Here is a 17,835-nt window from a genome sequence, read left to right as displayed (position 1 = left end):
GCCGTAGCAAGCCGTGAGCCCGGCGCCAATGGTGCGGGGGAAGAGTGGGTGCCAGCCGGCCTATAAGCCGGGTTTTGTATGGCGGGATTTCTCCCACGTGACGGCCATTCCTCTGGGACGCCAATTGCTTGGCACCTCGAGCAGTCAACCCGGGCGGCTGTCCGAAGACGGGACCTGAAGCGGAGCTTCGTGCCACCCCTATACGACTTTGCTCCCGGTGGGGTTTGCCGTGCCGCCTCCGTTGCCGGACGCGCGGTGCGCTCTTACCGCACCGTTTCACCCTTACCCCGGGCGAACCCGCGGCGGTCTGATTTCTGTGGCACTTTCCCTAGGGTCGCCCCCGCCGGACGTTATCCGGCACCGTGTCTCCGTGGAGCCCGGACTTTCCTCGGCATCTTGCGATGACGCGGCCGTCCGGCCGGCTGGCGGTCTGCACATGCGGGAGTGCGGCGCCGCCGTCAAGTGCGCGGGGGAGGAAGAAGCAATGGGCGCCGCCCCGCCCACAGGGCGAATCCTGCATGCGGGGCGTTGGCGTCAGTTGGAGGCCATGATGGTGCGTGCCTTGGAGCAGTAGCTGCGTGCGGCGGAGGACATGCGCTTGGCGCCATGCCCGCCCTGATAGCGCATCACCGTGCCGCAAGTGTCGCCGCCGGCGAGGCGATAGGCGCCGGCGAGATAGCGCATGCCCCAGCGTATGTTGGTGGCGGGTTCATAAAGCTTCGCCCGCGAGCCCTTGTAGCCCATGCCGCGCGCGGTCTGATGCTTGATCTGCATGAGTCCGACCTCGCCGGCGCGGCCGGTGATCTGCGGCTTCCAATTGCTTTCGATCCGCACCACGGCGCGGGCGAGGCTGATGGGCAGGCCATTGGCGCGGGCTTCGCGATCGACGAGGGCGATCAGATCGGCCTTGGCAGATGAAAGTTCTATCTCCGATTTCTCACGGGAAGAAGGCGACGGACGCTCGAAGATCGAGTTGGCGCTGACCAATTCGGTGGAGGCGGGAATGAAGAGTGCGGAAATCAGGCAAGCAGAGAGGAGGCGGGAGACGTTCATTATGCGGCGGAGGCCTTTCGTTCCGGTGTCGATGGCCGGGGAAAAGCCCAGAAAATCGGGTATGAATGTGGCCTATGACGTGCATTGCCGGGCGCATTGCCGACATCTGGCGGCCGCAACCCGGCGAGAATACCGCGCAATGTGGTGGCCGTGCAGCGGCGGGGAACGATGCTTGCGCGCCCGCGCGGGCACACGCAGCATCCTGTCGCGTTCAGCTTAAATTATCCGCCTGCCGGAATTTCAGGCAGTCTCTGCGGCCCGGTCCCTCGGCGCCGGGCGGGAGGCGCAGAGCGCGTAGAGCGTCGCCAGGGTCGAGACATCCGCGATGCCGTCCACTCGCGCGCGGCGGAAATGGCGCTGGAAGGCGCGCACCACCGCCTCGGTCGTCGCGCAATAGGTGCCGGTGACCGGTACGCCATAGCCATAGAGGGCAAGCATCGCCTGCAGCGCCTCGATCGGCTGGCCATGTTCGCCGCGCATGAAGAAGCGGCCATCGCTCGGCGGCACCTCGTCGACGAGATGGCCGACGCCGAAGCGGTGCAGGATTTCCCAGGGGAATTTCTCGCCGGGATCGTCCTTGCGCAGGGGGGCGACATCGGAATGGGCGAGCACACGGTCGGGCGGAATCGGGTGGCGCGAGAGAATGTCCTTGGCCAGCGCCGTCACCGCCTCGATCTGGATTGCGGCAAAGGGCGGGTAGCCGAAATCATGCCCGGGATTGGCGATCTCGATGCCGATGGAATGCGAGTTGATGTCGGTGGCCCCCGCCCAGAAGGCGGCGCCGGCGTGCCAGGCGCGGCGCGCCTCCGGCACAAGCTGGAGGATGCGGCCATCCTCCAGAACCACGTAATGCGCCGAGACTTGCCGTTCTGGCGTGCGCAGCCAGGCGACCGCTTCGGCGCTCGATTCCATGCCGGTGTAGTGCAGCAGCAGCATGTCCGGCCCGGCGACGCCGAGGCGCGGCCCGTGGTTCGGCGAGGGCAGGATCTCGGCCACCAGCGGCGAGTCGGGGGTGAAGCGGGCGTCGGTGTCGCTCATCGCGCAGCAGCTAATCCCGGCCGAGGGGGGATTCAACAGATTCTTAAGGTTCATGGGGCGTTAATCGCGGGATGCCGGCCGCGGCGGAATCACCCTTGTGGAGGTCTCACAAAGGAGGAATCGCAACGGTCATTCCATTGACGCCCATCGTGCCCCATGGTATCCCAAATCATCCCGTTGCAGTACCGCGTAAGCAAGGCCGATGGCGCCATTCCGGCGCCATGCGTTGGGCCGTTCTCGCGTGGTGAAAGCCTTGCAGCGGGGCGTGTTTGCGTAGGGGCGTGCCCGGCCGATGGAACGTTTCGTATCGACCTACCCGATGCGGCTCGATTCCAAGGGCCGGATGTCGATCCCGGCGCCGTACCGCGCACTTCTCGCGCGGGACGGGCTGGAACATCTGTACTGCCATCCAGCGCTCGACCGCCCCGCCCTGCAGGCGGGCGGCGCGCGGCTGATGGCGGGGATCGACGCCCTGATCGCGCGCTATCCGCCCTATTCGGAAGCGCGGGAGGAACTGGCGGGCGCGCTCTACGGGGCGATCGAGATGGTCAAGCTCGATCCGGAGGGCCGCGTGATGCTGAGCGAGGGGCTGAAAGCCCATGCGCAAATCAAGGACGAGGCCGTGCTGGTCGGCCTCGGCGATCATTTCAGGATCTGGGAGCCCGGTTGCTTCCGGGCGCATCTGGCGGAGGCCACTGCCAAGGTGCGCGCGCTGAAGCAGGAGATCGGCTCCCAGGGGGCGACGCGGGATTCCCGCGCCGATGGGGCATGATGACGGGTCGCGGCGGTCCGGAGACGGACGCTGCCGGCGGACCGGCCCGTCATCTGCCTGTCCTGCTCGGCGAAGTTCTCCATTATCTCGCGCCGCAGCCCGGCGGCGTCTATGTCGACGGCACCTTCGGCGCCGGCGGCTATACGCGCGCCATTCTCGGCGCCGCGGAGTGCCGGGTGATCGCCATCGACCGCGATCCCAACGCGATTCGCGACGGGCAGGCGCTGGTCGGAGCCTTTGGCGGGCGGCTGACGCTGGTGCCCGAGCGCTTCGGCGCGCTCGACGCGGTGGCGCAGGCGCAGGGCGAGCCGTTGGTCGATGGCGTCGTGCTGGATATCGGCGTCTCCTCCATGCAGCTTGACGAGGGCGAGCGTGGCTTTTCCTTCCGCCGCGACGGGCCGCTCGACATGCGCATGTCGCAGGATGGGCCCTCCGCCGCCGATCTGGTGGCGAAGCTCTCCGAGGCCGAACTCGCCAATCTCATCTATCGCTTCGGCGAGGAGCGTCGCTCGCGGGCGGTGGCGCGCGCCATCGTGGAAGCGCGGGCGCAGGCGCCGATCGAGCGCACGCTGCAGCTTGCCGACATCGTCTCCAAGGTGGTGTGGGCCAAGCCGCATGAGCCGCATCCCGCCACCCGCACCTTTCAGGCGCTGCGCATCGCGGTGAATGACGAACTGGGTGAACTCGCCCGCGCCCTTGCTGCCGCCGAACGCATCCTCAAGCCCGGCGGGCGGCTGGTGGTTGTCTCTTTCCATTCGCTGGAAGACCGCATCGTCAAGAATTTCCTCGCCAACCGCTCCAAGGTCGCCGCCGGCTCCCGCCATTTGCCGGCGGTCGCGGGCGCGGCGCCGAGCTTCACGCTGCTGGCGCGCGGCGCGGTCGAGCCGGGCGAGGACGAGCGCGCCGCCAATCCGCGGGCACGTTCGTCAAAGCTGCGGGCGGCGGCGCGCACCGCCGCGCCGGCGCATGCCGAAGGCGATCTCGGCTCGCTGCTGCCGCCGCTTCCCGTCCTTGATGCCCCGCGCCGCCGCTGAGGTCGAGATGTTCCGCATACTCAACGCCGTCTCGGTCATCGCGCTGCTCGCCGCGGCGGGCACGGTCTATCATGTGAAATACTCCTCGGCCTTCGAAGCGCAGGAGATCGCCAAGCTGCGGACCGAAATCCGCGGCGAGCGCGATCGCATCGCCATTCTCCACGCCGAATGGGCGCGCCGCACGGCACCGGATCGCGTTCAGGCACTGGCGGAAAAGCATCTCGACATGCAGCCGCTCGATGTCGACCATATGGACCGGCTCGCCAGCCTGCCGGCCAAGTCCGAGGCGGGCGGCGACGCGCTGGGCGGCATGATCGAGGCGCTGGTGGACGGCCCCTCGCCTAACCCGCCGGCGCGGGAAGCCGCCGCGCCGAAGCCGGCCAAGCCGGCGCGCAGCACCCCGGTCACCCGCCTTCCGGACGACGCCCCGCTGCCCGAGCAGCCTTTCTCCATCGAGCCGCTGCCGCTCTCGGCGCTGCCCCCGGCCGGCACGATGGGAACGCCGCGCCGCAGCGCCGCTGGCCCGCAGGGCGTCATCGGCGCGCCGCTCAATCCGGTGGCGGGCGTGCCGCTGCTTCCCCCCGGCGATATCGGCCAGTAAGCGCGAGGTGGTCCCATGAACTCCAGATCGAGCACTGCCGCCCCCGGGATCGGACCGCGCCTGCTGCGCCTGCCGCTCTCTTTGCTGCGCCTGCCGCGAATGCTGCTCAACGGGCTCGTCACCATTGTGCGGGCAGCCTTCGGACGCGGGCGGCCGGAGCCGCACGCGGTGGCCCGCGCGCGCATCGTGCTGTGCATGATGGTGTTTGGCGGGGTCTATCTCGCGATTGGCGGGCGTCTCGCCATGCTGGCCTCGGCGCCGGAGGGCGCGGTGGCGCGCCGGATCGTGTCCACCGATGCTGTCGCCTCGGCGCGACCGGACATTGTCGACCGCAATGGCCTCGTCCTCGCCACCGACGTGAAGTCCGCTTCGCTCTATGGCGAACCGCGCCGGCTGATTGATGTCGACGAGGCGGTCGAGGCGCTCACTGCCGTGCTGCCCGACCTCAATGCCGACGAACTGCGCCAGCGGCTCTCCACCGATCGCGGCTTCATCTGGCTCAAGCGCGACATAACCCCGCAGCAGCAGCGCGAGATCCACAATCTCGGCCTGCCCGGCATCGGCTTCATGACCGAGAACCGGCGCATCTATCCCGGCGGTACGCTGGGGGCGCATGTGCTCGGTTCGACCAATATCGACAATCAGGGCATTGCCGGCATCGAGAAATGGGTCGACACGCGCGGCCTCGCCGACCTCCACCTTGCCGGTTTCGCCTCCGACCGGCAGCAGGAGCCGGTGGAACTGGCGCTCGATCTGCGCGTGCAGCATGTGCTGCGCGACGAGCTGTTCACCGCCAAGGAGAAATTCAAGGCCATCGCCGCCGCCGGCACGGTGGTGGATGTGCGCACCGGCGAGATCGTCGCCATGGCCTCGCTGCCGGATTTCGACGCCAATGATCCCGCGCGCTCGCTCGACCCGAAAAATCTCAATCGCCTGACCACCGGCGTGTTCGAGATGGGCTCGACCTTCAAGGCGTTGACCTTCGCCATGGCGCTCGACAGCGGCCGCTTCAACATCAACTCGACGGTGGATGCGCGCGGGGCACTGAGCTTCGGCCGCTTCAAGATCAGCGATTACCACGCGGAAAATCGGGTGCTGACGCTTCCCGAGATATTTCTGGTTTCCTCTAATATCGGCACGGCGAAAATGGCGCTCGCGCTCGGCGTGGACGCGCACAAGGCCTTCCTCGCCAAGGTGGGACAGCTCGACCGGCTGCGCACCGAACTCCCCGAGAGCGCGATGCCGATCGTGCCCAAGCGCTGGGGTGAGGTGAACACCGCTACCATCGCCTTCGGCCACGGCCTCGCGGTGGCGCCGCTGCAGGCGGTGATGGCGGTGAACGCGCTGGTCAATGGCGGCTATCTCATCCCCCCCACCTTCCTCAAGCGCTCGCAGGCGGAGGCGATGGCGCTGGCCACCCCGGTTATCAAGCCGGAAACCAGCGCCAAGCTGCGCTATTTGCTGCGACTCAATGCGGAGAAGGGATCAGCGAAGAAGGCCAACGTTCCCGGCTTCTATGCCGGCGGCAAGACCGGCACGGCCGAGAAGGTGATCAACGGGCGCTACTCCAAGACCCGGCTGCTCACCACATTCACGGGCATTTTCCCGATGGACAATCCTCAGTACCTCGTGCTGGTGATGCTCGATGAGCCGCAGCCTGCCGAGGGTACTTACGGTTTCGCAACCTCTGGCTGGAACGCCGCCCCGACGACCGGCAAGATCATCTCGCGCATCGGGCCGATGCTCGGCATCATGCCGCGCACGGACGTACCGCCGGCCGAAAGCCTGCTCGCCAACACCACGCTGGCGCGCGCTCAGTGATGTGAAAGGGCGCCCGCTGCGGCGCGCAGGACGACGCCATGCCTGACCGGACGCACCCCACCGTCGACTGCGCCCGCCGCCTCACCCTGCGGGGGCTGGTCGGCGCAGATGCCGATTATGCCGGCGCCGATCCGGAACTGGCCGTGGGCGAGCCTTCGCTCGATAGCCGCAGCGTGCGGGCCGGCGACGTGTTCTTCGCCCTGTCGGGAACGAAGACCGATGGTCTCGTCCATGCGCAGGAAGCCATTGCACGCGGCGCCGTCGCGGTCGTCGCGGAGGCGGACCGGCCGGACTGGCTCGACCCCGGCATTTCCTATGTCCGCGTCGGAAATGCCCGTCGCACCGTGGCGCTCGCCGCCGCGCGGGCCTTTCCGCGCCAGCCGGAGACCATCGCCGCCGTCACCGGCACGTCGGGCAAGACCTCGGTGGCCGCCTTCACCCTGCAGATATGGCAGGGCCTCGGCTTCTCCGCTGCGAGCCTCGGCACGCTTGGCGTGGTGGCGCCGTCCGGTGCCGTCTATGGTTCGCTGACCACGCCCGATCCGATCGAACTGCACCGAAGCCTCCATCATCTTGCCGAACAAGGCGTCACCCATCTGTGCCTCGAAGCCTCCTCGCACGGGCTCGACCAGCACCGGCTCGACGGGGTGCGGCTGAAGGCGGGCGGCTTCACCAATCTCTCGCGCGATCATCTCGACTATCACCCGAGCATGGACGCCTATCTCGACGCCAAGATGCGGCTGTTCCGCGATCTCGTGCCGCGCGGCGGCGGAGCGGCGATATGGGTGGACAGCACCGAGGGCAGCCATGTCGCACAGGTCGCGGCCGAGCATGAGCTGAACGTGCTCGGCATCGGCGTCACCGGGGCCGGCATCTCGCTGCTGGCGCGCCGCGATGAAGGCCTCGGCCAGCGGCTGGAGATCGAGGTCGCCGGCGCGCGCCACACGCTCACCCTGCCGCTGGTCGGTGCCTTCCAGGCCTGCAATGCGCTCGTCGCCGCCGGCCTGGTCCTGCTCACCGGCGCCACGGCTCGCGAGGTGCTGCCGCTGCTGGAGACGCTGGAGGGCGTGCCGGGGCGGCTGGAACTCGTCGGCACGAAGGGCGGCGCCGGCGTCTTCGTCGATTATGCCCATAAGCCCGACGCGCTGGCCAATGCGCTCGATGCGCTGCGCCCCTATGTGACCGGGCGGCTGATCGTGGTGTTCGGTTGCGGCGGCGACCGCGACCGCGGCAAGCGCCCGATCATGGGCGCCATCGCCACGGAGAAGGCCGATGTGGTGATCGTCACTGATGACAATCCGCGTAGCGAAGACCCCGCCGCCATCCGCGCTGCCATCCTCGCCAGCGCGCCGGGCGCGCGGGAGATCGGCGACCGGGCGGAGGCTATCAAAGCCGCCCTGGCCGCAGCCGGCCCGGGAGACGTGGTGCTGATCGCCGGCAAGGGTCACGAAACCGGCCAGATTATCGGCGACCGGACATTGCCATTCTCCGACCGCGACACAGCGGCCGGGCTGCTGGGGAGTTGACCGCATGAAGGCGGGTTCGGCCGCATCGCCGCTCTGGACCGTGGAGGCGCTGGCGCAGGCAACCGGCGGCACCCTGACGGGCCTGCCCGCCGGGGCCATTGGCGGCATGTCCATCGACACCCGTACGCTGCAGCCGGGCGACGCCTTCTTTGCCATTCGCGGCGATAACAGCGACGGGCATGCCTATGTCACCATGGCGCAGGCGCGCGGCGCGGCGCTGAGCGTGGTCGAGCATGCGCGCCTCGCCGAGATGCCGGAAGGCGCGACGCTGCTGGCGGTGGATGATGTGCTGGCGGCGCTGGAGCAGACCGGCCGGGCCGCTCGTGCCCGTACCGGCGCCCGCATCGTCGGCGTTACCGGCTCGGTCGGCAAGACGACGACCAAGGAGGCGCTCGCGCTGGCGCTGGGTGCGGACGGCCCGACCCATGCCTCGGCGGCCTCCTACAATAATCACTGGGGCGTGCCGTTGTCCCTCGCCCGCATGCCGCAGCACAGCGCCTATGGTGTGTTCGAACTCGGCATGAACCATGCCGGCGAGATTGCCACGCTGGTCGATATGGTGCGCCCGCATGTCGCGATCATCACCACCATCGAGCCGGTCCACATCGCCCAGTTCGAGGGCATTGAGGGCATCGCCGACGCCAAGGCGGAAATCTTCACCGGCGTCGAGCCGGGCGGGGCGGCGGTGCTCAACTGCGACAATCCGCATTTCGCGCGGCTGGCGGCGGCGGCGCGGGCGGCGGGGATCGACACCATCATCGGCTTTGGCGAGGCGGATGAGGCGCAGGCGCGGCTCACCAGCGTCAATCTTCAGCCGCATATGTCCACCGCCATGGCCGACATCATGGGCGAAAGCGTTAGCTTCAAGGTCGGCCTTCCCGGCCGGCACATCGTGCAGAATGCGCTCGCCGTGCTGGCGGCGGCCAAGCTTGCGGGGGCGGATCTATGCCTCGCCGCGCTCGCTCTTTCCGAACTTGGCCCGCCGCCCGGGCGCGGGGTGCGCACCACGCTGGCGGTCAAGGCCGGGATGGCGACGCTGATCGACGAGAGCTACAACGCCAATCCCGCCTCGATGCGCGCCGCGCTCGCCGTGCTCGGCACCACGCCGCCGACGGGACGCGGCCGGCGCCTCGCCGTGCTCGGCGACATGCTGGAACTCGGCCCGCAGGGCGAAGCGATGCACCGCGAGCTGGCGGGTGCCGCCTCGGTCGCCGATCTTGTCTTCTGCGCCGGCCCGCTGATGCGGGCGCTGTGGGAGGCGCTGCCCGAGAACCGCCGCGGCGCCTGGGCGCCGGACGCGGCGGCGCTGCTGCCGCTGGTGGCGCCACGGCTGCGCGGCGGCGACGTGATCATGGTCAAAGGCTCGAATGGAAGCCGCATGGGCCCGCTCGCCCGCGCGCTGATCGAGCGTTTTCCCGCCGGCAGTCTTGCGGAAACGGCGGAAACATCGGAATGAGCCGCGCCGGTCACTTTTCCCGATTCCGGGCATCTCCGATTGCCCGGCGCGGCCTGCCGGCCTGCCCCTCTGAAGGTTGATCTTCCATGCTGCAATGGCTCGCCGAATTCCAGGGAAGCGTCCCGGCGGTTAACGTCTTCCGCTACATTACCTTCCGCACCGGTGGGGCGATCATCACCGCGCTGCTGTTCGTCTTCATGTTCGGCCCGGCGATCATTGCCATGCTGCGGCTGAAACAGGGCAAGGGCCAGCCGATCCGCACCGATGGGCCGCAATCGCACCTCCTGACCAAGAAGGGCACCCCCACCATGGGCGGGCTCATGATCTTTTCGGGGCTCATGGTCGCGACGCTGCTATGGGGAAACCTGTCCAACCCCTATGTCTGGGTGGTGCTGTTCGTCACCACCGGCTTCGGGCTGATCGGCTTCTATGACGACTATCTGAAAGTGACCAAGCAGACCCATAACGGCCTGTCGGGCAAGTCGCGCCTCGCCATCGAGGCGCTGATCGCCGGCACCGCCGCGGTGGTCATCATGCATGTCGGGCGCGAGCCGCTCTCCTCTTCGCTCGCCTTCCCCTTCTTCAAGGACCTGCTGCTCGATCTCGGCTGGTTCTTTGTCATCCTCGGCGCCTTCGTCATCGTCGGCGCCGGCAATGCGGTGAACCTGACCGACGGCCTCGACGGCCTCGCCATCGTGCCCGTCATGGTGGCGGCGGCCAGCTTCGGCATGATCTCCTACCTCTCCGGCAACGTGCTGTTCGCGGATTATCTGCAGATCCACTATGTCGCCGGGGTCGGCGAACTTGCGGTGATCTGCGGGGCGATCATCGGCGCCGGCATCGGCTTTCTCTGGTTCAATGCGCCGCCAGCGCAGATTTTCATGGGCGATACCGGTTCGCTGGCGCTGGGTGGCCTGCTCGGCACCATCGCGGTCGCCACCAAGCACGAGATCGTGCTGGCGGTGATCGGCGGGCTGTTCGTGCTGGAGGCGGTCTCGGTGATCGTGCAGGTCGCCTCGTTCAAGCTCACCGGCAAGCGCGTGTTCAAGATGGCGCCGATCCACCACCATTTCGAGCAGAAGGGTTGGACCGAGCCGCAGATCGTCATCCGCTTCTGGATCATCGCGGTGGTGCTGGCGCTGATCGGTCTCTCGACGCTGAAGCTGCGGTGAGTTTTCTGTCGTCCCGGCCGAGCGCAGCGAGAACCGGGATCGTCATCCGTGCATGGTACGCGATCCCGGATCGGCCTGCGGCCGTCCGGGATGACGGGTCTTCAGATCCTCACCCCGGCAGCGCCAGCATTTTCTTCACATTGGCGGCGTGTACCGCCTCATAGGGGGCGAAATAGGCCAGCGTCCCTGCGGCGAGATCGCCGGCGATGAAGGTGGAAAGGTCCTGGTCGGCCAGGGCCATGTCGATGCGCGTGTGCAGCAGCTTGCTGACATAGCGCAGCGTGGCGTCGATCAGTTCGGGGCCGTAGCCGCCGGCGGCGATCACGTCAGGCGCGCCGTGATTGGGCAGGATGCGGGCATAGCCCCACTGCCGGATGCGCTTGAGCTCCTCAAGATGCACCGGCAGGCGCTCCGGTTCGGCGACATAGGTGATCGGCTCTTCCAGCGTGTCGCCGGCCAGCATCACCCCGAGTTGCGGCAGCAGCAGGATCAGCCCGTCATGGCTGTGAATCTCCGCCGGCTCCAGCTTCACCGTGAGCCGGCCGACAGTGAGTTCGGTCGGGCCGGTGATGATTTTGTTCGGCATGACCAACGGGAAGATCGGCGGATCGCCATTCTCCAGCGCCACCCGGTTGGCGGCAAGCGTCCGCTCCGTGCGGTCGAGCGCGATGATCTCGTCCGTGGCGAAGACCGCATTGCCGGCGACATGGTCGTCATGCCAATGGCTCAGCACCACGCGGAAGGAGGTGACGCCCGCCTCCTCCAGCGTCCGGCGCATCATCTGCGCGTGGGGAATGGAGATGTGGGTGTCGTAGAGCAGGGCCTCATGCCCATCCACCACCGCATAGACGCAGACGCCGAGCGCATAGGCGCCGTCGTCGAGCCAGTTCGGCGCTGCGGAATGCGCCCGCGCGCCGTCGATCCGACCGTCATAGAAGGCGTAGATGTTGGGATGCGGCCGCAACACGCGCATGGTCGAAGCGAGGGGAAGCAAAGCGGGGGCGGGCATGGCAGGCTCTCAGGCTGGGGGGAGGGGGCCGTCATCGACGCGCGCGAGCCACCGATCATTTCATCGCCCTGCGAAATGCGCTAGCCAGAGGCGCCCGTGCCGCTCCTCTCCCGGCGGCCCTTTGTCGAGGTTGCTTCCATGATCCCCGTCTCCACGCTGAAGGACCGTTCCGTCGCCCTGTTCGGGCTCGGCGGCTCGGGCCTCGCCACCGCCCGGGCACTGCGCGCCGGTGGGGCGCGGGTCATCGCGTGGGACGATTCGCCCGCCTCGGTGGCGAAGGCGGCGGCCGATGGCATTCCGACCGGCGATCTCGCCGAGGCCGACTGGGCGGACTTCGCCGCGCTGGTGCTGGCGCCGGGCGTGCCGTTCACCCATCCCGAACCGCACTGGACGGTGAAGAAGGCGCAGGCCGCCGGCGTTGAGATCATCGGCGATATCGAATTGTTCTGCCGCGAGCGCCGCGCCGCCGGCCGGCCGGCCTTTGCCGCGATCACCGGCACCAATGGCAAGTCGACCACCACGGCGCTGCTCGCCCATCTGCTCAAGGTCGGTGGGCGCGACGTGCAGATCGGCGGCAATTTCGGCCCGGCCATTCTCGGGCTGGAGCCGCCGAAGGGGCGGCGCGCCTATGTGATCGAATGCTCCTCCTACCAGATCGACCTCGCCCCGACTCTCGACCCGGCCGTCGGCATCCTGCTCAACCTGTCGCCTGACCATATCGACCGGCACGGCACGATGGAGCACTATGCCGAGGTCAAGGAACGCCTCATCGTCGGTGTGGAAGCGGGCGGCACGGCGGTGGTCGGGGTCGATGACGACTGGTCGTCCGCCATCGCCGACCGGGCGGAAGCGGCGGGCACGAATGTCGTGCGGGTTTCGGTGCGCGGGCCGCTACAAACCGGCATATTCCTCGATGGTTCCGATCTCGTCGTGGCGGAGAATGGGGTGCGGTCCTTCACCCTGTCGCTGGCCGGCATAGGCTCGCTGCGCGGGGCGCATAATGCGCAGAACGCCGCCGCCGCCTTCGCCGCCGCCCGTGCCCTCGGTCTGGCGCCGGAGGTGATCGCCACCGGCATGGCGAGCTTCCCCGGCCTCGCCCACCGCATGGAACAGGTGCGCACCCTCGGCAAGGTGCTGTTCGTCAATGATTCCAAGGCAACCAATGCCGATGCGGCGGAACGTGCGCTCACCTCCTTCGAGGGCATTTTCTGGATCGCCGGCGGCAAGCCGAAGGATGGCGGCATCGAGCCGCTGCGGCCGTTCTTTCCGCGGGTGCGCAAGGCCTATCTCATCGGCGTCGCCGCGCCGGAATTCGCCGCGACGCTGGGTAATGAGATACCGTTCGAGCTGTGTGGCACGCTCGATGTGGCGGTGGCGCGGGCGGCGGCGGACGCGGCGGCTTCGGGACTTGCTCATCCCGTCGTGCTGCTCTCGCCCGCCTGCGCCAGCTTCGACCAGTACCGCAATTTCGAGGTGCGCGGCGATGCCTTCCGCGCGCTCGTCAACGCCCTGCCGGCGGCATGAGGCGATGCCGGCATTAAGCCGGCGTCAACCTTAACCGTCCCATACTCTGGCAATGCGTTTTCCGGAGTGGCGTATATGATATCGCGTGCCGAAAGGACGGTGGTTGGCGAGTGGTGGTGGACCATTGACCGGCTGCTGCTCGGCGCTCTCGCCGCCTTGATGATCATCGGCATCGTGCTGGCGCTGGCGGCGAGCCCGCCGGTGGCGGCGCGGATCGGCATCCCCGACCCGTTTCACTTCGTTAACCGGCAGGTGATGTTCCTGGTGCCGGCGCTCATCATCCTGCTCGCCACCTCGTTCCTCTCACCGCGCAACATCCGCCGCATCGCGCTGGTGCTGTTCCTGTTCTTTCTCGCCCTCGTCTGCGCCACCCTGGTGATCGGGCCGGAGGTGAAGGGCGCCCGGCGCTGGCTCAACATCGCCAGCATCACGGTGCAGCCGTCCGAATTCCTCAAGCCCAGCTTCGTCATCATCGCCGCCTGGCTGTTCTCGGAAAGCGTGCGCCGGCCGGAAATGCCAGGCCAGTTTCTCGCCATCGGCCTGCTCGGCATGGTGGTGACGCCGCTGGTGATGCAGCCGGATTTCGGCCAGACCATGCTGGTTTCGCTGGTGTGGGGCAGCCTGTTCTTCCTGGCCGGGCTGCGCATCATCTGGGTGGTGGGCCTCGGCGGCATCGGCGCGGCGGGCCTGTTCCTCGCCTATAAGACGGTGCCGCACGTCACCCAGCGCATCGACCGCTTCGTGAACCCGGATTCCGGCGACACCTACCAGATCGACCTCGCCATCAACTCCTTTCTCAATGGCGGCTGGCTGGGGCAGGGGCCCGGCGAAGGCAGCTTCAAGAAAGTGCTGCCGGATGGGCACACCGATTTCATCTTCGCGGTCGCCGGTGAGGAATTCGGCGCCGTGCTGTGCCTTATCATCGCCGGCCTGTTCGCCTTCATCGTGCTGCGCGCGCTCTCGCGGGCGCTGAACGATGAGGATCCCTTCGTGCGCTTCGCCACGGCGGGCCTTGCCATGCTGTTCGGGCTGCAGTCCTGCATCAACATGATGGTGAACCTGCACATGATGCCGGCCAAGGGCATGACGCTGCCCTTCGTCTCCTATGGCGGCTCCTCGCTGCTGTCGCTGGCCTATGGCATGGGCATGCTGCTGGCTTTGACACGGCGACGCCCGCGCACCGCGACGCTGGCGGAGCTGGAGAGGCTCGGCACCCGTCTCGGCGCGCCGCTGCCGCGCCCGGCGTGAGACGCGACATGACGCAGGTTTCCCCTCCGCTCGTCCTGCTCGCCGCCGGCGGCACCGGCGGCCACCTGTTCCCGGCCGAAGCGCTGGCGGGCGTGCTGTCCGCGCGCGGGATCGAGGTCGATCTCGTCACTGATTCGCGAGCCGCCCGCTATGCCGGTCATTTCCCGGCGCGGCGGCTGCACGTCCTGCCGGCCGAGACGGTGCGCGGGCGCTCGCCGGTGGCGCTGGCGCGTACCGCGCTCACGCTCGGGCTGGGCTTTGTGAAGGGCTTCCGGCTGATGCGGGCGCTCAAGCCCGCCGTCGTCGTCGGCTTTGGCGGCTATCCCACCGTGCCGCCGATTCTCGCCGCGCACTATGCCGGTTTCCCCACCCTGATCCATGAGGCGAACGCAGTGATGGGGCGGGCGAATAAGCTGCTCGCCCCGCGCGTCACCGCCATCGCCTCCGGCTACCCCGACATCTGCGCCAGCATCCCCGCCCTTGCTGCCAAGGCGCAGCACACTGGCAATCCGGTGCGCCCGGCGGTGATCGCGGCGGCTGACATCCCCTTCGCCCCGCTCGCCGCGGACGGCCCGATCAATCTCCTCGTGACCGGCGGCAGCCAGGGCGCGCGGGTGATGAGCGAGGTGGTGCCGGCGGGTGTCGAACGGATCGACCCGTCGCTGCGCCCCCGGCTGCGCCTCGTGCAGCAGGCGCGGCCGGAAGATCTGGAGGCGGTGCGCGCCACCTATGCCCGCCTCGGCGTGGCGGCGGAGGTCGCGCCCTTCTTCGCCGATCTGCCGGCCCGCATCGCCGGCGCGCATCTCGTCATCTCGCGCTCGGGAGCGATGACGGTGGCGGAACTCGCCGTCATTGGCCGCCCCTCCATCCTCGTGCCGCTACCCGGCGCGCTCGACCAGGACCAACTCGCCAACGCCACCGCACTCGCCACAGGCGGCGGGGCGGTGGTGATGCCGCAGAGCCATTTCACCCCGGCGAGCTTCGCCGCCCTCATTACCCGACTCGCGGGCGAGACCGGGCGGCTGGAGACCATGGCGAGCATGGCCCGGGCCATGGGCCGCGCCGACGCCGCCGAGCGACTGGCGGCGCTGGTCGTCGCCACCGGCAGGATCCATGTCTAGCCCGGCGCGCGTCCTCCGCCCTCGCTCCACCCCCACCAAAGGCCCGGTGACGGGGGCGGTACGCTCGTCTATTCCTGCGCGCCGGCAAAGCATTCCCGCCGCGCGCGCGGGCGGAAGGAACATTCCATGAAGCTCCCGCTGTCTCTCGGCCCCATCCATTTCGTCGGCATTGGCGGCATCGGCATGAGCGGCATCGCCGAGGTGCTGCACAATCTCGGCTATACCGTGCAGGGCTCGGATGTGGCTGAAAGCGCCAATGTGAAGCGCCTCGCGGAAAAGGGCATCAAGGTGCTGATCGGCCATGCGGCCGAGAACATCGACGGTGCCGAGGTGCTGGTGGTTTCCACCGCAATCCGCCGCGACAATCCCGAGCTCGTCGCCGCCCGCGCCAAGCGCCTGCCGGTGGTGCGCCGGGCGGAAATGCTGGCCGAGTTGATGCGGCTGAAGAGCTGCGTCGCCATCGCCGGCACCCACGGCAAGACCACGACCACGTCCCTCGTCGCCACGCTGCTCGATGCCGGCGGTTTCGATCCCACCGTCATCAATGGCGGCATCATCAACGCATATGGCACCAATGCCCGCCTCGGTGACGGCGAATGGATGGTGGTGGAGGCGGATGAGAGTGACGGCACCTTCCTCAAGCTGCCGGTCGAGGTCGCCATCGTCACCAATATCGACCCGGAGCATCTCGACCACTTCAAGACCTTCGAGGCGGTGCAGGCCGCGTTCCGCAGCTTCATCGACAACCTGCCCTTCTATGGCTTCGCCGTCATGTGCACCGATCATCCCGTGGTGCAGGACCTCGTCGGCCATGTCGAGGATCGTCGCGTCATCACCTATGGCGAGAACCCGCAGGCGGATGTGCGCCTCGTCGATCTCGACCTGCGCGGCGGCATGTGCCGCTTCGGCGTGCTGTTCCGCGACCGCAGCGGCGCGGTGGTGCACGAACTGCGCGATCTCGTGCTGCCGATGCCGGGCAAGCACAACGCGCTGAACGCTACCGCCGCCATCGCGGTTGCGCATGAACTCGGCGCAAGTGACGAGCAGATTCGCAGCGCGCTCGCCGGCTTCGGCGGGGTGAAGCGGCGCTTCACCCGCACCGGCGAGGTGGGCGGCGTCACCATCTTCGACGATTACGGCCATCACCCCGTGGAGATCGCCGCCGTGCTGCGCGCCGCCCGCGCCTCCACCGAGGGGCAGGTGATCGCCGTCGTCCAGCCGCACCGCTACACAAGGCTGCAGTCGCTGTTCGACCAGTTCGCCACCTGCTTCAACGACGCCGATCATGTGATCGTTGCCGATGTCTATGCGGCTGGCGAAGCGCCGATCCCCGGCATCGACCGTGATCATCTGGTCGAAGCGCTGCGCGCGCGCGGCCATCGCTCGGTGACGGCTCTGAGCGGGCCAGAGGCGCTTGCGGGTCTGGTGAACGGGCTGATGAAGCCAGGTGACTACGTCGTTTGTCTCGGCGCTGGCAACATCACCCAATGGGCCTATGCGCTGCCGGAGCAACTGGCGGCCGGGGCCGCGCGATGAGCTTCCCCGACCTCACGCCAGAGCTTTCCGCCGCGATGCCGGCGCTGCGCGGACGGCTGATCGCCAGCCAGTCGCTGGCCGAACTTACCTGGTTCCGCGTCGGTGGGCCGGCGCAGGTGCTGTTCACCCCGGCCGACGAGGACGACCTCGCCTATTTCCTCGGCCGCCTGCCCGCCGAAATTCCGGTCACGGTGATCGGCCTCGGCTCCAATCTGATCGTGCGCGATGGCGGCGTGCCGGGCGTGGTGGTGCGGCTGGGGCGCGGCTTCGGCGAGATCGTCGTCGAGGATGGCTATCGGCTGCGGGCCGGGACCGCGGTGCCGGATGTGAAGCTCGCCCGCGCGGCGGCGGAAGCGGGCATTGATGGGCTCGCCTTCTATCGCGGCATTCCCGGCGGTCTTGGCGGCGCGCTGCGGATGAATGCGGGCGCCCATGGCGGCGAGACGACGGATGTGCTGATCGAGGCGCGCGGCGTCGACCGGGCCGGCCGGGTGCGGGTGTTCACCAATGCCGATTTTGGCTTCAGCTACCGCCACTCGCAGGCACCGGCGGATGTGATCTTCACCTCGGCGCTGTTCCAGGGGCGGCCAGGCGAGACCGCCGCCATCCTCGCCGAGATGGACCGAATCACCGCAGCCCGCGAGGCGTCGCAGCCGATTCGCGAGAAGACCGGCGGCTCGACCTTCAAGAACCCGCCGGGGCTGAAGGCCTGGCAGTTGATCGACGCGGCCGGCTGCCGAGGGCTGACCCGGGGTGGGGCGCAGATGTCGACGCTGCACTGCAATTTCCTGATCAACACCGGCGGCGCGACCGCCGCCGATATCGAGGGGCTCGGCGAAGAGGTTCGCCAGCGCGTGAAGGATCATTCCGGCATCGAGCTGGAATGGGAGATCAGGCGCATCGGTCTTCCCGTCTGAGCGATGC

At 68.3% G+C, this 17,835-nt stretch carries 15 protein-coding genes and 1 other RNA gene; 12 read left to right on the top strand and 4 right to left on the bottom strand.

From position 1 onward, the window contains the following. Positions 1-47: 47 nt before the first annotated feature. The 3 genes from rnpB to AAC979_RS15010 all read right to left on the bottom strand — a co-directional run bounded on the left by rnpB (position 48) and on the right by AAC979_RS15010 (position 2,091). Positions 48-426: RNase P RNA component class A (rnpB, locus tag AAC979_RS15020), an RNA gene on the bottom strand. A gap of 108 nt (positions 427-534) precedes the next feature. Further along, a complete protein-coding gene (locus tag AAC979_RS15015) occupies positions 535-1,053 on the bottom strand; it encodes a lytic transglycosylase domain-containing protein (protein WP_371347674.1) in 519 nt (172 codons plus the stop codon). 240 nt (positions 1,054-1,293) lie between these two features. Continuing rightward, positions 1,294-2,091 (bottom strand): N-acetylmuramoyl-L-alanine amidase, encoded by a 798-nt coding sequence (locus AAC979_RS15010; protein ID WP_371347673.1) that lies wholly within the window; start codon positions 2,089-2,091, stop codon positions 1,294-1,296. A gap of 292 nt (positions 2,092-2,383) precedes the next feature. Between AAC979_RS15010 and AAC979_RS15005 the strand changes: the two genes are divergently transcribed. The 7 genes from AAC979_RS15005 to mraY all read left to right on the top strand — a co-directional run bounded on the left by AAC979_RS15005 (position 2,384) and on the right by mraY (position 10,473). After that, entirely contained in the window at positions 2,384-2,863 is a 480-nt protein-coding gene (locus AAC979_RS15005; RefSeq protein WP_371347672.1) for a division/cell wall cluster transcriptional repressor MraZ, read from the top strand. After that, positions 2,860-3,897, top strand: coding sequence for a 16S rRNA (cytosine(1402)-N(4))-methyltransferase RsmH (gene rsmH / locus AAC979_RS15000; RefSeq protein WP_371347671.1), 1,038 nt, complete (start codon positions 2,860-2,862; stop codon positions 3,895-3,897). Before AAC979_RS15005 ends, rsmH begins: the two co-directional genes overlap by 4 nt. A 7-nt stretch (positions 3,898-3,904) precedes the next feature. Further along, positions 3,905-4,498, top strand: coding sequence for a hypothetical protein (locus tag AAC979_RS14995; protein WP_371347670.1), 594 nt, complete (start codon positions 3,905-3,907; stop codon positions 4,496-4,498). Between the two features lie 15 nt (positions 4,499-4,513). Beyond that, positions 4,514-6,319 carry a peptidoglycan D,D-transpeptidase FtsI family protein gene (locus AAC979_RS14990; protein ID WP_371347669.1) on the top strand — a complete coding sequence of 602 codons (1,806 nt, stop codon included), beginning with the start codon at positions 4,514-4,516 and terminating at the stop codon, positions 6,317-6,319. A gap of 38 nt (positions 6,320-6,357) precedes the next feature. Continuing rightward, positions 6,358-7,845 carry a UDP-N-acetylmuramoyl-L-alanyl-D-glutamate--2,6-diaminopimelate ligase gene (locus tag AAC979_RS14985; protein WP_371347668.1) on the top strand — a complete coding sequence of 496 codons (1,488 nt, stop codon included), beginning with the start codon at positions 6,358-6,360 and terminating at the stop codon, positions 7,843-7,845. A 4-nt stretch (positions 7,846-7,849) separates the two neighbouring features. After that, entirely contained in the window at positions 7,850-9,301 is a 1,452-nt protein-coding gene (locus AAC979_RS14980) for a UDP-N-acetylmuramoylalanyl-D-glutamyl-2,6-diaminopimelate--D-alanyl-D-alanine ligase (RefSeq protein ID WP_371347667.1), read from the top strand. A gap of 86 nt (positions 9,302-9,387) precedes the next feature. After that, complete coding sequence (gene mraY, locus AAC979_RS14975) at positions 9,388-10,473, top strand: phospho-N-acetylmuramoyl-pentapeptide-transferase (protein WP_371347666.1); 1,086 nt, start codon at positions 9,388-9,390, stop codon at positions 10,471-10,473. A 109-nt stretch (positions 10,474-10,582) separates the two neighbouring features. On the opposite strand, the gene AAC979_RS14970 is transcribed toward mraY, so the two are convergent. Next, positions 10,583-11,482, bottom strand: coding sequence for an MBL fold metallo-hydrolase (locus AAC979_RS14970; protein ID WP_371347665.1), 900 nt, complete (start codon positions 11,480-11,482; stop codon positions 10,583-10,585). 138 nt (positions 11,483-11,620) lie between these two features. On the opposite strand from AAC979_RS14970, the gene murD reads away from it, so the two are divergent. The 5 genes from murD to murB all read left to right on the top strand — a co-directional run bounded on the left by murD (position 11,621) and on the right by murB (position 17,828). Continuing rightward, a complete protein-coding gene (gene murD, locus AAC979_RS14965) occupies positions 11,621-13,006 on the top strand; it encodes a UDP-N-acetylmuramoyl-L-alanine--D-glutamate ligase (protein WP_371347664.1) in 1,386 nt (461 codons plus the stop codon). Between the two features lie 75 nt (positions 13,007-13,081). Further along, positions 13,082-14,254, top strand: a complete 1,173-nt coding sequence (ftsW, locus tag AAC979_RS14960) for a putative lipid II flippase FtsW (RefSeq protein WP_371347663.1) — start codon at positions 13,082-13,084, stop codon at positions 14,252-14,254. Positions 14,255-14,262: 8 nt separating this feature from the next. Continuing rightward, a complete protein-coding gene (gene murG / locus AAC979_RS14955; RefSeq protein WP_371347662.1) occupies positions 14,263-15,375 on the top strand; it encodes an undecaprenyldiphospho-muramoylpentapeptide beta-N-acetylglucosaminyltransferase in 1,113 nt (370 codons plus the stop codon). Positions 15,376-15,501: 126 nt separating this feature from the next. Further along, the gene (gene murC / locus AAC979_RS14950) at positions 15,502-16,911 is read left to right on the top strand and encodes a UDP-N-acetylmuramate--L-alanine ligase (protein WP_371347661.1); all 1,410 of its coding nucleotides are present in this window, start codon (positions 15,502-15,504) and stop codon (positions 16,909-16,911) included. Further along, positions 16,908-17,828, top strand: coding sequence for a UDP-N-acetylmuramate dehydrogenase (murB, locus tag AAC979_RS14945; RefSeq protein WP_371347660.1), 921 nt, complete (start codon positions 16,908-16,910; stop codon positions 17,826-17,828). The genes murC and murB overlap by 4 nt, the downstream gene beginning before the upstream one ends. Positions 17,829-17,835: the final 7 nt, after the last annotated feature.

Source organism: Ancylobacter sp. IITR112 (assembly GCF_041415945.1).
Taxonomy (GTDB): Bacteria; Pseudomonadota; Alphaproteobacteria; order Rhizobiales; family Xanthobacteraceae; genus Ancylobacter.
This window is presented reverse-complemented; position numbering and strand designations above follow the sequence as displayed.